We start from the raw sequence: 16,470 nt of genomic DNA on the forward strand, positions 1-16,470 counted from the left end.
GCTTCATTTGAAGTATTAAGGAATGGCACGAGTGGGAATAAAGTTTGTCCTGAGAATCAAATAATTTAGTCATTTTAGACATTTTTCTAATGATTAAAAAAAGAGGTCAAACCTAAACACTTCTGTTCATTCGGTTTTAGATGGTAGGAGAGGGCTAATGTCCCACTCCCAGCGTAGACACTACATAAACTATTTCAACACGATCGGTGTATTTGGGATGCTGTAACCGGCAGCTGTCAGTTCTTTGACATATGAACTCAAAAATTCTTCTTTCAATTCGAACTGTTTACCATTTAAAACGTAACAAATTGTCCGAATCGCAAAGTTACTGTTGCCGATATCGACCAATCCAAAGATCGATGGCTCAGTTTGTAATTCCTCTTCGTATTTTACAGCTAACGTTTCATTAACTTTTTGAATGATCTCATAGATCTTATCATAGCCTTCTTCCGGAACGATCCGAATATCAAGAACGACTTGCATATTGGAACGAGAAAGGTTACTGATCGTTGTGATACTACGGTTTGGAATGAAGTGGACGGTACCGTCAACACCTTTGAGTTGCAGTGTCCGGATACCAACGGATACCACGGTTCCTTCGATCGTAAGATTCGTTAATTTGACATAGTCGCCAACGTCCATTTGTTGTTCCATGATAATAAAGAAGCCAGTGATCACATCACTCATAAAGCCTTGTGCGCCTAAACCGATGGCTACTCCGGCAATCCCTGCTCCGGCTAATAGTGAACCAATCGGCACACCGATCACGGATAGGATGGCATAAATAAAGAAAAAGCCAATCGTATAATTGAAAATGGTATTTAAAAGACTTTGTAACGTTTTTAAGCGGCTACCGTTAAGAACGGTTTTTTTTGAATATTGTTTAAAAGATTTGTCGATCAAGTATTTACCGATTCGATTAATGAGGCCAAAAAGAATAATCAAAAAAATAAGGAATAATCCTTTTTGGATCATTGTAGAAAAAATCCCATCCCAATCAATATTATTCCAAAAACGTTGGAACGCATTGAGTTGACTAACCGCTTGATCAGTCAAATTTTCTCCAGTTGAGCTTGTTGTTTCTGCTGTTGCAATGAATGAAAACATAAAATCCCCTTTTCTAATTAGTCTCTTTTGTATTGTAACAAGAACAGCATAAAAATCAAAATAAATCATTAGATAAGCTACCAATCACACTTGCAATAACAAGTGGTTAAAATAAACGATGACAAATGGGAGAGATAGTGCTAAAATATTTCAAAACTGACGATTGGTGGTATGAACATGCAAATAGATTGGGATAACTTAGGATTTTCTTACATCAAAACACCTTGGCGCTTCGTTGCCAAATGGAGAGATGGCGAGTGGGGAAAAGGCGAATTGACCGAAGATAATTATCTGTCACTTCATGAAGGATCGCCCGCACTTCACTATGGCCAACAGTGCTTTGAAGGATTAAAAGCTTATCGTAGAAAAGATGGAAAGATCAATTTATTCCGTCCAGAGCAAAACAGTCGTCGCTTGAACCAGAGTGCCAGACGTTTATTGATGCCCATGGTTCCAGAAAAAATGTTTGTTGATGCAGTGAAAGAAGTCGTAAAAGCAAATGAAGCCTTTGTGCCACCTTATGGTTCAGGAGCAACGTTGTATTTACGGCCTTTCCTGATCGGGGTTGGAGAAAACATTGGTGTTCATCCAGCGCCTGAGTATTTGTTTGTTGTTTTCTGTACGCCTGTAGGAGCCTATTTCAAAGGTGGATTGAAACCAACGAACTTTATCGTTTCTGACTATGACCGAGCGGCACCTAATGGAACAGGAGCTGCCAAAGTAGGAGGTAACTACGCAGCAAGTCTATTACCGGGGACTGAAGCGAAAGAATTAAATTATTCAGATTGCGTTTACCTAGATCCAGCGACGCACGCAAAAATTGAAGAAGTCGGCGCGGCGAATTTCTTTGGTATCACTAAAGACAACCAGTTCATCACACCGCAATCGCCTTCGATTTTACCAAGTATTACGAAGTATTCCTTGTTGCAGATTGCGGAAGAACGTTTGGGGCTTAAAGCAGTTGAGGGAGACATCTACATCGATCAACTTGATCAATTTGCAGAAGCAGGTGCGTGTGGAACCGCAGCGGTGATTTCACCGATTGGTGGAATCTACTATAAAAATGATTTACATGTCTTTTACAGTGAGACAGAAGTAGGACCAGTAACTAAGCGTTTATATGATGAATTGACGGGTATCCAGTTTGGGGATATCGAAGCACCAGAAGGTTGGATCGAAGTCGTCGAATAATGACTGGCTTTAAAAATAACTACAAAAAAATCAGCTCTCACATTGGAGGGCTGATTTTTTATTGGATCAAGATAAGTGAACACCTTTATCTACGTAAATGATATCACCGATGATCCCGCTAGATAGGGGGCTGATCAAGAAAGCACAAGTATTTCCGACTTCTTCGATCGTCACACCTTGTTGATCGGGGGTGCGTGATTCGGATAACTCGATCAATTTTTGGTAATCCTTCACACCAGTAACTGCTAACGTTTTGATCGCACCAGCAGAGATCCCATTGACACGGATTCCTTTAGGTGAGAATTCAGCGGCTAAGTAGCGAATGGCAGCTTCTAGTGAAGCTTTTGCGATTCCCATCATATTATAATTAGGGATCGCTCGTTGTGAACCAAGATAAGACATACTTACGATGCCGCTGTTGGGAGCTAAGTATTTTTGGGCATACTTCGATACAGCGATCAATGAATAGCTGCTGATGTCTTGTGCTAATTGATAACCCTCTCTTGAAATATCAGAAACGTTACCTGAAAGCTCTTCTTTGTTGGCATAAGCAACAGCATGGACCAAACCATGGATTTCACCGGCATATTCACCAATCGTATCCATCGCTTTTTCGATGCTCTCATCGCTAGCAACATCACACTCTACAGTGAAGGCATCTTCACCGACTAATTTGACTAGCGATTTTTTCATACGTTCATTTTGGTACGTATAGATGATCTCAGCGCCTTGTTGCATCATTGCTTCTGCACAACCCCAAGCAATACTGCGTTTATTCGCAACACCCATGATCACGATTTTTTTTCCTTCTAAAAAAGACATATAGACACTCCTTTGATTCAATAAAAGTTTTGTTTGACGATAATATAAGTGCAAAAAAATAACTTCTTGATTTCTTATTATTCAGTAAAATGCTTTGATTGTCAAACTATTTTTTTGATGAATAAAAAATGATTGCCAAATAATCAAGAATATGATACTTTGATAATCAAAGTATTAATTACGGCAATTGCCCGAAAGAAGGAGTAAACTATGTCATACGCATTATCAGCAACGGAAGTAATGGATCTTATTCCAAACCGTTACCCAATTTGTTACATCGATTACGTGGATTCGATCGATTCAGGAAAGAAGATCATTGCAACAAAAAATGTAACGATCAATGAAGATTTTTTCCAAGGTCATTTCCCTGACAATCCTGTCATGCCCGGAGCGTTGATCCTAGAAACCCTTGCACAAGCAGGTTCGATCTTGATTTTAAAATCAGAAGAGTTCCTAGGGAAACGTGCGTATATCGGTGGGATCAACAAAGCAAAATTCCGTCAAAAAGTCGTTCCTGGGGATGTGATGAAGTGTCATTTTGAGATCATCAAAATGAAAGGACCTGTAGGGACTGCGATTTCTGAAGCTTTTGTTGACGATAAAAAAGTGTGTGAATGTGAATTTACATTTATCGTCAATGAGCAAGCATAAAGATAAAAATAAACTTTAGGAACCCATAGAGAGGTTCTAAAAATATCAATAGATATGGCAATAGGGGAGTGGAAAGTAGCTTTCCGCAAAAAAGAATCATCTTCTGAATAGTTTTCTATTCTTAGATGATCTTTTTTTGTCTATTTAAGACTGTTTTGAAAATGTTAAGTTTTACTAAAGATGAAAATAAAAAAATTATTTTTTAGCGAAAATATAAAAAATAGTTGTAAAGTCCCAGCCATCAAAAGTTTTTTTAGTAAAAAAGGGAGTGGGACATTCGTTCATCTCACCCACCTATAACCGAATAAACGGCGGGAACAAAAGTAACCTCTTCGAAAAATAAGGCGCCATCCACAAAAATTTGAAAAACAATTTTCGTGGATGGCGCCTTATTTCTCGAGGCTGAACACTTCTGTCACGACCTCAAAGTGATCAAATGTGTGTTTATTTTGCTTCCTGTAAGATGTTGATTTTTTCGATCTTCACATCTTCTTTTGGCTTATCTGAGCTATCTGTTTCGACAGTAGCGATCGCATCAACGACGTCCATACCTTCAACGACTTGACCAAAGACAGTGTATTCACCATCTAAGCTAGGGTAGCCGCCATTTTTATAAGCGTCAATGATAGCTTGTGGGTAATCATCTTTCAATAAACCATCATGCATGTCATCAGAGTTTTGTACGATGAAGAATTGGCTGCCATTACTATTCGGGTCTTGTGTACGAGCCATTGAAAGGGCGCCGCGGATGTTATACAGTTGGTTTGAGATCTCCGTTTCGAAACCTTCTCCCCAAATACTTTCTCCGCCAGTTCCGTTCCCTTCAGGATCGCCACCTTGGATCATAAAGTCTTGGATGACACGATGGAAAGTGACGCCATCGTAATAGCCATCTTTAGCATGAGTCATAAAGTTCTCCACAGCTTTTGGTGCAAGCTCGGGGAATAGTTTGATCTTGATCGTTCCTTTAGTTGTGACCATTTCAACTAGATCTTCGTTATCAGCGACTTCTGTATTCAATTGAGGTAACTCTAAAGAATTTAAATCGATGCTTTCTACAGTGCTAGTCTCTGTTGTTTTTTCTGTAGATTCTTTTGTACTTGAAGACGCGGTATCTGAACCGTTCGACGTACAACCAGCTGCAAATAATAGCGTTGCAGCCATACTCATAGTTAAAAATAATTTTTTGTGTTTCATAAGTAATTCCTTTCTTTTTTAGTTCGTTGTTATCTTTAATGATAGCAAATTATCAGATAAATACCTACACTTTTTCGAACAATAAGCGAAATTATTTAATAAATAGCAAAAGGTGTAGACCATTTGAAAGCGGTTTGTTATAATGTAAGTGGATACAAAAACGCACATCCAGGAGGGTATCAACACATGGGAAAATTAGGAATTTCAATTTATCCAGAACGTTCAACGTTTGAAAAGGACAAAGAATATTTAGATTTAGCACATAAATACGGATTTAAACGTGTATTCACAAGTTTATTACAAATTGCAGACGATAAAGAAAAAGTCTTAGCAGACTTTAAAAAGGTAGTCGATTATGCCAATCAATTAGAGATGGAAGTCATGGTGGATATCAATCCAGCTTTATTTGAACAGTTAGAGATCTCTTATGATGATCTATCGTTCTTTGATGAGATGGGCGCTGACGGCATTCGTCTTGATATTGGATTTACTGGAGCTGAAGAAGCAAAAATGACTCGCAATCCATACAATATCAAAATTGAGATCAACATGAGTTCAGGCACGAATTATGTTGACAATATCATGAGCTATTCGCCGAACACAGATAACTTACTAGGTTCACATAACTTTTACCCTCATCGCTATTCTGGTTTAGGATATGATCATTTTGTCGCTTGTTCGGAGAAATTCCGCAAATATAATTTGAATACGATGGCATTCGTAAATTCACAAACAGCCGACTTTGGCCCATGGCCGACACAAGACGGACTTTGTTCACTAGAAGACCATCGTGATCTTGAAATCGCGACGCAAGTCAAACACTTGATGTTGACAGGTTTGATCGATGATATCTCAGTAGGAAATGCTTATGCGAGTGAAGAGGAATTACGCGCAATGTCTGAAGCCTTCTTTGCAAGTTATCCTACATTAAAAGTGGATGTAGCAGACGATATCACAGAAGACGAACGTATTTGTCTATTCGACAACCTTCATAGTTATCGTGGAGATCGCTCAGAGTATATCTTGCGTTCCACGATGACACGCATCTATTACAAAGATAAACCATTCCCAGCGCATAATACGAAAGATATGACCCGTGGGGATGTATTGATCGATAACGTTGGTTATGGTCAATATAAAGGCGAAACACAAATTGCTTTAAAGGAAATGAAAAATGATGGGCGAGTGAATGTCGTCGGACGTATCTCAGACGATGAGTTATTCTTACTTGATTTCTTGAAACCATGGTCAAACTTCAAGTTGATTGAAAGTAAATAATTATACAATTAAATATTGAAAAGACCCGTAAAGCTTTGATCGCTTTACGGGTCTTTCAATGACGATTATTATTTATTCTAGATTGCATCACACGTCCTCTTTGTTTATACTAATTTTAGACAGTACATCAATGTAAAAGCAAGGAAGGTATAAGATGAAACTTTGGATCAAAATTTTAATCGGCGTGACTTTACTCGTGACAGTCGTATTAGTCTTTGCGGGTAATTATTTTTATAACTATGCCGTTGTTCCTTCAGAAAAAGACTTTTTAGAAGGCGATACTCCTGGCACAACAAAAACAAATGAAGAATCGAGTGCACAATCTTGGTTTGCGAATCCTGACAATCGTAAAGAGTGGCAACAGATATCTACGGATGGGTTGAAGCTATCAGCCATTTATCTACCAGCAACAGACAGTCATAAGACGGCGATTGTGGCTCATGGATATATGGGCAATGCAGAAACGATGGCAAATTACGCAAAGATGTTCCATGATCTTGGCTATAACGTATTAGTACCTGATGCGCGTGGACACGGAAAAAGTGAAGGGGATTATATCGGCTTTGGCTGGCACGAACGGAAAGATTATGTGAAATGGATCGATCAAGTGCTTGAAACAAACGGTCAATCGGAAGAAATCGTTCTATACGGTATTAGTATGGGGGCAGCGACGGTGATGATGACTAGCGGAGAATCACTGCCTACAAATGTTAAAGCGATCATCGAAGATTGCGGTTATTCCTCTGTTAACGAAGAATTGGCTTATCAGCTCAATGAATTATTTAGCTTACCGCCGTTCCCACTGATCCAAGTAACCAGCTTGATGACAAAAATCAGAGCCGGCTATTTCTTTGGGGAAGCTGATGCGATCAAACAATTAGAAAAAAACCAATTACCGATGCTGTTTATCCATGGGGATGCGGATACATTTGTTCCTTACGAAATGTTGGACAAAGTCTACCAAGCGACGAACGGACCAAAAGAAAAATATATCGTCCCAGGAGCAGAGCATGCCAAAGCATATTCGATCGATCCTGAGAATTATCAAAAGACTGTAAGTAGTTTCCTAGAAAAATATGTAAAATAACTGTTGTGACCAAAGTGTTTCTTAAAGAACTTTAAGAACTTTCTTGAAACTTTTGGTCACAACGTTTTATTTTGTCTCCATTCGTTCTTGCAGTAAAATAAAGAAAGAGTCAGGTATTTCCGTGAAACTTTCAGTTTAATGATGGACAAACGGGCCATTCACCGATAAAATAGACAGGACTTGTGTTTATTGTGGAAATTCAGGTAGTCAGTATAGTTAGAATAGATAAAAGGAAATAGGAGGACGATAATATGTCCATGTTTTTAGATCAAGTAACAATCGACGTGAAGGCTGGTAAAGGCGGAGACGGGATGGTTGCGTTTCGTAGAGAAAAATATGTACCTGATGGAGGACCGGCTGGTGGTGATGGCGGTCAAGGAGGCGATGTGATCTTAGTCGTTGATGAAGGCTTACGCACGTTGATGGACTTCCGTTTCAACCGTCACTTTAAGGCTCAGCCCGGTGAAAATGGCATGAGTAAAGGGATGCATGGACGTGGTTCTGATGATACGTATGTCAAAGTCCCTCAAGGAACAACTGTACGTGATGCAGAAACAGGGGCACTCTTAGGAGATTTGATCGAAGATGGTCAGACTTTAGTAGTAGCAAAAGGTGGTCGCGGCGGTCGCGGAAATATTCATTTTGCTTCTCCAAGAAACCCTGCGCCGGAAATTGCTGAAAACGGCGAACCCGGCCAAGAACGTAAAATCGAATTAGAATTAAAAGTACTAGCAGACGTAGGTCTCGTAGGTTTTCCTTCGGTTGGGAAATCGACCTTGCTTTCTGTGATCTCTTCGGCAAGACCAAAAATCGGGGCGTATCACTTTACTACCCTTGTACCAAATCTAGGGATGGTCACTACAAGTGACGGACGTAGTTTTGCGGCGGCGGATCTTCCAGGACTAATCGAAGGAGCTTCACAAGGCGTCGGATTAGGCACACAATTTTTGCGTCATATCGAACGTACTCGTGTCATTTTGCATGTGATCGATATGAGTGGAATGGATGGGCGCGATCCTTACGAAGATTACTTGGCGATCAACCATGAGTTGTCTTCTCATAACTTGCGCTTGTTAGAGCGTCCACAGATCATTGTAGCAAATAAGATGGATATGCCGGATGCAGAAGAAAATCTAGTGAAATTCAAAGAACAACTAAATAAAAACAAAGAAGATGAATTTGCCGATGACATCCCAGTATTCCCAATCTCTGGTGTGACTCGTAAAGGACTGGATGCCTTACTGAATGCGACAGCTGATCTGTTGGAAGTAACACCAGAATTCCCATTATACGAGGAAGAGATCGAAGAAGAAACCGTTCATTATGGCTTCAATCCAGAAGGTCCTGAATTTACGATCGATCGTGAACCAGATGCGACATGGGTATTGTCAGGTGAGAAAATCGAGAAGTTGTTCCAAATGACTAACTTTGACCACGATGAAACGGTGATGCGTTTTGCTCGCCAATTACGTGGGATGGGTGTCGATGAAGCCTTGCGTGCCAGAGGTGCAAAAGATGGTGACTTGGTGCGTATTGGTGAGTTTGAGTTTGAATTTGTCGAATAATATTAGATACACCACATATTTAAGTGACTAGATAGCCATTCAGTTCCAAGTAGTAAGGCAAAATTTGAGAAAATGATCGTTCATTTTTTTGGGTTTTGACTTACTCTCTTAGGAGCAGGCTTTCGTAGAACCTTTATCGGATTTGAGGAGTTGACGAATGTCAAACTCCTTTTTTTGTATACTGCGTTATTTTTTAAAGGTTTTCCCTTTTATTTTTGTTTATTCCAAGGTACACTAAAAGAAAATGAGAAAGAGGCGATCTCCATGAGCAAACGAGTGATCATATTGAATTTTGAGTTAGAAAGTCAAGCTTACCAAGCATTTTCCGAAATCAAGAAGCTTCACATGACGAGAGCGATCAAAGGCGAACAAATGGCGGTCATCAGCCATCAGTCTAATGGCGCCCATCAATTCAAAATCGAAGACTTCTTAGATTTTACTGGGAACAATAAATCCTCTAAAGGTGGTCTGATCGGAATGCTAGTTGGCGTTTTAGGTGGCCCATTAGGGATCTTGCTAGGATGGTTTGCGGGCGGAATGATCGGTGCGAGCCAAGATGCCAAGGAAATCAAAGATGCACAAACGGTGTTTGATTTTGTTGGAAATAAGATCGGCGAAGGCGCAACAGGTCTGATCTTGATCGCAGAAGAAGAGGACAACCGACCATTGAACCAACTTGTGATGATGGAATTAGGTGGAGAAATCACTCGATTGGATTATGAAGAAGTAGAACAAGACGTTCATGATGCAACTGAGGTAGAAAAACATGCAAAAGAAACAGCGCAGAAAAATTGGGATGAAAAGCACAAAAAGCCAACCGATAGCTCAGAGGATACTACGCCTTCTGAATAACGATAAAAAGAATGGATGTAAGAATAGTGGTACTTATTCACTCTTTTCATTTATAGGGACAGTCTTCTAAAAATTATCCTGCGAATTTCAGTTGATTGTCGGCTGATTTTACCCTAGAATTAATAAGAATGAATAGAAAGTTAGGTAAATTATGGAACTAGAATTTTTAGGTACAGGCGCAGGGGTTCCTGCTAAACATCGAAATGTCTCAAGTATCGCATTGAAACTTTTGGACGAGCGAAATGAGATTTGGTTGTTTGATTGTGGGGAAGGCACGCAAATGCAGATTCTACGAACAAATATCCGTCCAAGAAAAATAGAAAAAATATTTATCACTCATCTCCATGGGGATCATATTTTTGGTTTGCCAGGTTTAATCAGTAGTCGCTCTTTTCAGGGTGGCGAAACACCATTAGAAATCTATGGCCCTAAAGGAACGGAAGCATTTGTACGCAATGCGCTGACGATTTCTCAAACTAAACTAGGCTATCCCCTTGTTTTTATTGATTTATCAGAAGATCAAGCTATTTTTGAAGACGCACACTTTTCTGTGTATGCAAAAAAATTAAGCCATGGCATCGATAGCTACGGATATCGGATCGTTGAGCATGATCACAAAGGCGAATTACAAGTGGATAAGCTTAAAGAACTGAATATTCCAGCTGGTCCCATCTATGGAAAACTAAAAAAAGGGGAGACGGTCCAATTAGACAATGGCCAGCTCATCAATGGACGCGATTTTGTCGGTCCAGATAAAAAAGGACGAATCGTGACCATTTTAGGAGATACTCGAAAAACGACCAATTCTGTTATATTAGCAAAAAACGCAGATGTCTTGGTGCATGAAAGTACGTTTAATAAAAACGAGGCGAGAATGGCCCATAATTATTTCCATTCAACGACTCATCAAGCCGCAGAAGTGGCAAAAGAAGCAAATGTCCAAAGATTATTACTGACCCATATCAGTGCGAGATATCTAGGAAAAGCAACACAAGAACTTGAACAAGAAGCGCAAGAAATCTTTCCAAATACAAAAGTCATGAAAGATTTTGAGGTTGTGGATGTTCCGTTTCAAGAGGAGGAAAAAAGTTGAATTTAGAAAATAAAGTCGTTTTAGTCACTGGTGGCTCTGGTGGTTTAGGTGCACAAATCTGTTATGAAGCAGCAAAACAAGGAGCAATCGTTGTCACGTGTGCGAGAAGAATCCAACAAATCGGCGAAGTGATGGCGGTTTGTCAAGAACTAAGTGGAAAACCAGCATACGCGTTTCAACTAGATGTTAGTAATCCAGACAGCGTAGATGAATTGTACGACAAGGTGATGACTGAGGTCGGTCGTGTTGATATCTTAGTCAATAATGCTGGATTTGGTATCTTTGAGGATTTCTTATCCTTTGACTTAGGAAAAGCCTACGATATGTTCGAAGTCAATGTCTTGGGGATGATGGTATTGACACAAAAATTTGCGATCGATATGGCAGAAAGACGTCAAGGACATATCATCAATGTGGCATCCATGGCAGGAAAAATGGCGACAGCTAAATCTACGATCTATTCTGCTACTAAATTTGCTGTTTTGGGCTTTTCAAATGCGTTACGTTTAGAGTTGAAGCCACTAGGAGTCGCGGTCACTACGGTAAATCCCGGACCAATCGAAACGGAATTTTTTGATAAGGCTGATCCAAGTGGTAGTTATTTGGAAAAAGTCGGTCATTTAGTTTTGGATTCAACTAAATTAGCACAAACGATCGTGCGAGCGATGAAGCATCCTAAACGTGAGATCAATCAGCCGGTATTGCTAGAAATCGCGTCTAAATTTTATGCACTTTTCCCAACCATTGGGGATTATTTTGCAGGTGGAATTTTTAATAAAAAGTAGGTGAAGTAAATGAAAAAGCAAGGTAGTGTGATCGTTGGTTTTTTACTTGTACTTGTCATTGTCGTGTTCGCTGTATTGAACAATCAAAATGTTCCTGTAAGCTTTGGATTTGCTTCTTTTAATGCGCCATTGATTCTAGTGATCATTGGTTCAGCATTGATTGGTGCATTGATTGTATTTTTAACAGCCTTTACGACACTATGGCAACAGAAGAAACAATTAAAACAATTAACAAAAGAATTAGCAGAGAACCAAGCAGATATCCAAAAGAAAATCGAAGAGGCGACAGAAGAACAACAAAGACAATTTCGAAATGAACGTGCGGAACTTGAAGCGGCCTATCAAGCAGAATTACAAGCAAAGCAAATACAGATCGAACAAATGCAAACACCTTCTGAATCACCTTCTCAAACACCAAAGCAAAGCGTCAATTACTTTGATTGATCATGGATAGCTGATGTTTTTTTGAAAGTAAATAGAATAAAGTGGTAGAAATCACTGTATCAAAAATCAAATAGAGGATTTATTACTCAATTTCTAAAAGGCAACCAAAGTAGGCAAACGAATCTGTTTTGTCTACTTTGGTTTATTTAAGTTGGAGATGTCAGAATCTAATCTTCTGAAATTCTTTTTTTTAGAGAAGACGTTTGCTATAATGACTAAGTTAGGGGTGAGTATGTGAGACGAGCAAATTTTGATTGGAAGGTCAATGAAACAACACCTTCTGAATCTTTTATCCAAATAATCAAACAACAAGGATTGTCTCCTCTGATCGGGCAATTGCTATGGCAAAGAGGATACCGAGAGGAAGAAAGTATCCATCGGTTTTTACATCCAAAAGAGCAAAAGTTGCATGATCCATATTTGATGTTTGATATGGACAAGGCAATCAGCCGTATCCAAGAAGCCGTGATCAATGGTGAACAAATCTTAGTTTACGGAGATTATGATGCAGATGGCATCACCAGTGCGACCGTCATGAAAGAAACGTTAGAATTGCTTGGTGCCCAAGTGGAAGTCTTTTTACCTAATCGATTTGAACATGGGTATGGACCTAATCTAACCGTTTATCAAGAGAAAATAGCCGCAGGGACTCAATTGATCGTGACTGTCGATAATGGGGTAGCTGGGCATGAAGCAATTGCTTATGCACAACAGCAGGGAGTAGATGTGATCGTGACAGATCATCATGAGTTGCCTAGTGAATTACCGGCGGCTTATGCAATCATCCATCCCCGCCATCCACAAGGCAATTATCCTTTTGGAGAATTAGCAGGTGTCGGTGTCGCGTTTAAAGTAGCGACCGCTTTGTTGGAAGAACCACCAGCAGAATTTTTAGATTTAGTCGCAATTGGCACAATCGCTGACCTTGTCTCTATGACTGATGAGAATCGGACGCTAGTGGCGTTAGGTTTAGAGGCAATTCGTCATACCGAGCGAGTAGGCTTACAGGCACTGTTTGCGAAAAGTAGTGTACGTACGAATGAAGCGGATGAAACGATTATCGGTTTTTCGATTGCCCCGCGCTTGAATGCCATCGGCCGGATGGGAGACCCTAATCCAGCAGTTGAATTACTAGCCACATTCGACGAAAGTCAAGCTCAGACATTAGCCGAGCAGTTACAAACGGTCAATGAAGAACGTAAAGCGATCGTTGAGCAAATCACCTCAGAAGCATTGGCGATGATCAATGAAGAGAACCAGATCCATTTATTAGCACATCCAGGCTGGCATGAAGGGGTACTAGGGATCGTTGCAGGAAAAATCATGAATCAAACAGGCAAACCAACAATCGTGCTAGGCATCAAAGACCAGTCCGTTGCAAAAGGATCAGGTCGAAGTATCGAAGCGTTGAATCTTTTCGATATGCTGAATGAGATGCGTGAATTGTTTACATTTTTTGGCGGCCATCACGCAGCAGTCGGATTAACAATGCCAGCGGAAAATATCCCTGAGTTACAAGACCGGATGAATGCCTATATAGAAGAAAAGCAAATCGACTTGTCTAAAGGTCCTGTGTTGGTGATCGATGAAATCGTCTCCCCAAAGGATGTAACGGTCGAACAAATCGCTACATTGAAATTACTGGCACCATTCGGAACAGATAATCCTGTACCTAACTTTTTATTCAAACAGGTTGCAGTCGAAAATGTAAAACGAATCGGTTCGAACCAACAGCACTTGAAGCTTTCTTTAGTGGATGAAGATAGTCAATTAGATGCTGTCGCGTTTGGTTTTGGCCCACAAGAAAATGAATTTGTAGATGATTCGCTTGATATTGTAGGACAATTATCGATCAATGAATGGAATGGGCGCAAAAAACCGCAGCTGATGGTTTCTGACTTTGCAGTAGAAGGATTGCAAGTATTTGATTGGCGGGCGAAACGTTACCGAACATTAGCAAATGAAATCGAAAGTCCGTTCTATTTAGCGTTTGATGAAGCATCGATCAAAGAACTAAATGAGTCGATACAAAAACACATCATTCATTGGACAGATAAAGAAATGATTCAATCATGGATTCAGGAAAATGACCCAAACGCATTAGTCGTGATCGATTGTCCAACCGATTTGAACGACTTGAAAGAGATCTTATCATTTGGGTCCTTTAGCCGAGTTTACTTTTTAGGTATTTCTGTTGATGAAGCATACTTGAACGGTGTAGGAACAAGAGAACAATATGCTCGACTCTTCAAATTGATCCATGCGCAAGAACGGATCGATATCAGACATAAATTAGGTGCAATGGCCAACTATTTAAAAATTCCACAAAAATTATTAATTTTTATGATACAGGTGTTTTTTGAGTTGAAGTTTGTTACAATAAACAATGGTGTTTTGGAGAAAGTCGCAGATCCGGCGAGTCATCTATTGACTGCAAGTGACCGCTATCAGGAGCGATTGAAAAAAATCAAATCAGAGGAATTCTTACTATTAAGTGACATTCCCACAATAAAAAAATGGTTAACAACCTAGGAGGAAACAATAAAGTGGATTTAAAAAATTATATTGCCAGTATTCCTGACTATCCGTCCAAAGGAATTATATTTAGAGATATCTCGCCATTGATGGCTGATGGAGATGCTTATCGTGAAGCAACGAAGCAAATCGTTGATTATGCGAAAGAAAAACGTATCGATATGGTCGTTGGACCAGAAGCACGTGGATTTATCGTAGGGTGTCCAGTGGCTTACGAATTAGGCGTGGGCTTTGCTCCTGTGCGTAAAAAAGGAAAATTACCTCGCGAAACGATCGAAGTCACTTACGGGCTTGAATACGGTACAGATACCTTGACGTTGCACAAAGATGCAATTCAACCAGGACAAAGAGTCTTGATCTGTGATGACTTATTAGCAACAGGTGGAACGATCAAAGCAACGATCGAATTGATCGAAGAACTTGGCGGAGTTGTTGTGGGTTGTGCCTTTTTGATCGAGTTGATGGATCTGCATGGTCGTGACAAAATCGAAGGCTACGACATGATTACTTTGATGGAGTATTAATCAAATAAAATATTGAACAGAAAACCCCCTTCCACAAACGGATGAATCGTTTGCGGAAGGGGATTTTCGTTGGATGAGTAGCCTCAATTTATTGATGGAACAAATGTGTGCAAGGAGTAGGTAGTCAGTTTGTCGTTAAAAAAAGCAAACGAGCGATCATCGTTTGCTTGGACGGATTTTTCATAGAAGCGATCTTATTTACTTTTACGAGTGCCTGGAGCTGTAATAGGTTTCGTGATAGAAGGAGTCTTCATGGGATTGACGACGTTGTGATTGACGGTATTTTTTTTCATCCCACAACATAAACCACAATGTAAATAAAGGAACAAAAACCAACAGCGCTGTACGTAGACCAAAATTACCAATAATAATACCTAAAAACAAAACGATCAATACTAAACCAAAACGTCTCATTGATTTCATGATTTTCACCTCTTTATAGAATGCGAACAAAAGTTCGTATCATTAGTATACGAACTTTTGTTCGGTTTGTAAAGAGGGAAGTTTAAAAAGAACAAAGATATCTACTAAAAGAGGAAAAGACGAGCTTGAGATCATGATCTCAAGCTCGTAAATAAATAACTGAATTTTCTTTTTTATCAATAAATATGACTACGGTACAGACCAACGACACGACCTAAGATCGACACCTCATCTAAAATGATCGGTTCCAGTAAATCATTCTCGGGTTGCAAACGGAAATGATCTCTTTCTTTATAGAACCGTTTGCAAGTTGCTTCGTCTTCTGCAGTCATCGCAATCACGATATCACCATTTTGTGCAGTTTCTTGTTTACGGACAATGACATTATCGCCATCCAATATCCCAGCATTGATCATACTTTCTCCTCGGATCGTCAACATGAACAGACTGCCTTCTTCTGAGGAAAGGTTTGGTGGGACTGGAAAGAAGTCAGAAGCTTCCTCGACAGCTAGTATCGGCTCTCCGGCAGTAACAACGCCGAGAACAGGGATCGTCGTTGGGCGAATCCCAATTTTTGATAATCCTTGTTGCGTCAATTCGATTGCACGTGGTTTCGTAGGGTCTCTTTGAATAAAGCCTTTTTTCTCTAATCGGGCAAGATGACCATGGACTGTCGATGTGGAAGAAAGCTGAACAGCTTCTCCGATCTCACGGACAGTCGGTGGATAGCCTTTTTGGGTCACTTGTTCGTGAATATATCGTAAGACTTCGATTTGTCTTGTTTCAGTTTGTCGGGCCACAAGGTACACCTTCTTTCACTTGATAAATAGATAGTACCATAGAAAATACATGATTTCAAACAAATGTTCGCATTAAAGACTATTGATGTAGTTGTTTTTTTTTCGTTTTTTATATA

16 protein-coding genes are annotated in these 16,470 nt (G+C 39.8%); 11 read left to right on the forward strand and 5 right to left on the reverse strand.

Annotated elements, in window-relative coordinates; translation table 11 throughout:
- Window positions 1–189 precede the first annotated feature (189 nt).
- Complete coding sequence (locus HZ311_RS14305) at window positions 190–1,107, reverse strand: mechanosensitive ion channel family protein (RefSeq protein ID WP_010735586.1); 918 nt, start codon at window positions 1,105–1,107, stop codon at window positions 190–192.
- Between the two features lie 177 nt (window positions 1,108–1,284).
- Between HZ311_RS14305 and HZ311_RS14310 the strand changes: the two genes are divergently transcribed.
- The gene (locus tag HZ311_RS14310) at window positions 1,285–2,298 is read left to right on the forward strand and encodes a branched-chain amino acid aminotransferase (protein WP_023519568.1); all 1,014 of its coding nucleotides are present in this window, start codon (window positions 1,285–1,287) and stop codon (window positions 2,296–2,298) included.
- A gap of 66 nt (window positions 2,299–2,364) precedes the next feature.
- On the opposite strand, the gene fabI is transcribed toward HZ311_RS14310, so the two are convergent.
- Window positions 2,365–3,120, reverse strand: coding sequence for an enoyl-ACP reductase FabI (gene fabI / locus HZ311_RS14315; protein WP_023519569.1), 756 nt, complete (start codon window positions 3,118–3,120; stop codon window positions 2,365–2,367).
- 210 nt (window positions 3,121–3,330) lie between these two features.
- On the opposite strand from fabI, the gene fabZ reads away from it, so the two are divergent.
- Window positions 3,331–3,771 carry a 3-hydroxyacyl-ACP dehydratase FabZ gene (fabZ, locus tag HZ311_RS14320; RefSeq protein WP_010735583.1) on the forward strand — a complete coding sequence of 147 codons (441 nt, stop codon included), beginning with the start codon at window positions 3,331–3,333 and terminating at the stop codon, window positions 3,769–3,771.
- Between the two features lie 444 nt (window positions 3,772–4,215).
- Here fabZ and HZ311_RS14325 read toward each other — a convergent pair whose 3' ends face one another.
- Window positions 4,216–4,968 (reverse strand): peptidylprolyl isomerase, encoded by a 753-nt coding sequence (locus HZ311_RS14325; RefSeq protein ID WP_023519570.1) that lies wholly within the window; start codon window positions 4,966–4,968, stop codon window positions 4,216–4,218.
- A 186-nt stretch (window positions 4,969–5,154) separates the two neighbouring features.
- On the opposite strand from HZ311_RS14325, the gene HZ311_RS14330 reads away from it, so the two are divergent.
- From HZ311_RS14330 to HZ311_RS14370, 9 genes are all read left to right on the forward strand, one after another.
- Window positions 5,155–6,246, forward strand: coding sequence for a DUF871 domain-containing protein (locus HZ311_RS14330; protein WP_019723746.1), 1,092 nt, complete (start codon window positions 5,155–5,157; stop codon window positions 6,244–6,246).
- 154 nt (window positions 6,247–6,400) lie between these two features.
- Window positions 6,401–7,333 carry an alpha/beta hydrolase gene (locus HZ311_RS14335; RefSeq protein ID WP_010735580.1) on the forward strand — a complete coding sequence of 311 codons (933 nt, stop codon included), beginning with the start codon at window positions 6,401–6,403 and terminating at the stop codon, window positions 7,331–7,333.
- 251 nt (window positions 7,334–7,584) lie between these two features.
- Window positions 7,585–8,898, forward strand: a complete 1,314-nt coding sequence (gene obgE / locus HZ311_RS14340) for a GTPase ObgE (protein WP_269153467.1) — start codon at window positions 7,585–7,587, stop codon at window positions 8,896–8,898.
- Between the two features lie 264 nt (window positions 8,899–9,162).
- The gene (locus HZ311_RS14345) at window positions 9,163–9,750 is read left to right on the forward strand and encodes a hypothetical protein (protein WP_023519572.1); all 588 of its coding nucleotides are present in this window, start codon (window positions 9,163–9,165) and stop codon (window positions 9,748–9,750) included.
- Window positions 9,751–9,901: 151 nt separating this feature from the next.
- A complete protein-coding gene (rnz, locus tag HZ311_RS14350) occupies window positions 9,902–10,843 on the forward strand; it encodes a ribonuclease Z (protein ID WP_023519573.1) in 942 nt (313 codons plus the stop codon).
- Window positions 10,840–11,628, forward strand: a complete 789-nt coding sequence (locus tag HZ311_RS14355) for an SDR family NAD(P)-dependent oxidoreductase (RefSeq protein WP_010735576.1) — start codon at window positions 10,840–10,842, stop codon at window positions 11,626–11,628. Before rnz ends, HZ311_RS14355 begins: the two co-directional genes overlap by 4 nt.
- Window positions 11,629–11,637: 9 nt before the next feature.
- The gene (locus tag HZ311_RS14360; protein ID WP_023519574.1) at window positions 11,638–12,072 is read left to right on the forward strand and encodes a LapA family protein; all 435 of its coding nucleotides are present in this window, start codon (window positions 11,638–11,640) and stop codon (window positions 12,070–12,072) included.
- Window positions 12,073–12,306: 234 nt separating this feature from the next.
- The gene (recJ, locus tag HZ311_RS14365; RefSeq protein ID WP_023519575.1) at window positions 12,307–14,604 is read left to right on the forward strand and encodes a single-stranded-DNA-specific exonuclease RecJ; all 2,298 of its coding nucleotides are present in this window, start codon (window positions 12,307–12,309) and stop codon (window positions 14,602–14,604) included.
- Between the two features lie 14 nt (window positions 14,605–14,618).
- A complete protein-coding gene (locus HZ311_RS14370) occupies window positions 14,619–15,131 on the forward strand; it encodes an adenine phosphoribosyltransferase (protein WP_010735573.1) in 513 nt (170 codons plus the stop codon).
- A 204-nt stretch (window positions 15,132–15,335) separates the two neighbouring features.
- On the opposite strand, the gene HZ311_RS14375 is transcribed toward HZ311_RS14370, so the two are convergent.
- Together HZ311_RS14375 and lexA are read right to left on the reverse strand one after the other, a co-directional pair.
- A complete protein-coding gene (locus tag HZ311_RS14375; protein WP_023519576.1) occupies window positions 15,336–15,554 on the reverse strand; it encodes a hypothetical protein in 219 nt (72 codons plus the stop codon).
- Window positions 15,555–15,730: 176 nt separating this feature from the next.
- Entirely contained in the window at window positions 15,731–16,354 is a 624-nt protein-coding gene (gene lexA, locus HZ311_RS14380; protein WP_010735571.1) for a transcriptional repressor LexA, read from the reverse strand.
- Window positions 16,355–16,470: the final 116 nt, after the last annotated feature.

Origin of the sequence: Enterococcus mundtii (genome assembly GCF_013394305.1) — a bacterium.
GTDB classification, from domain to species: domain Bacteria; phylum Bacillota; class Bacilli; order Lactobacillales; family Enterococcaceae; genus Enterococcus_B; species Enterococcus_B pernyi.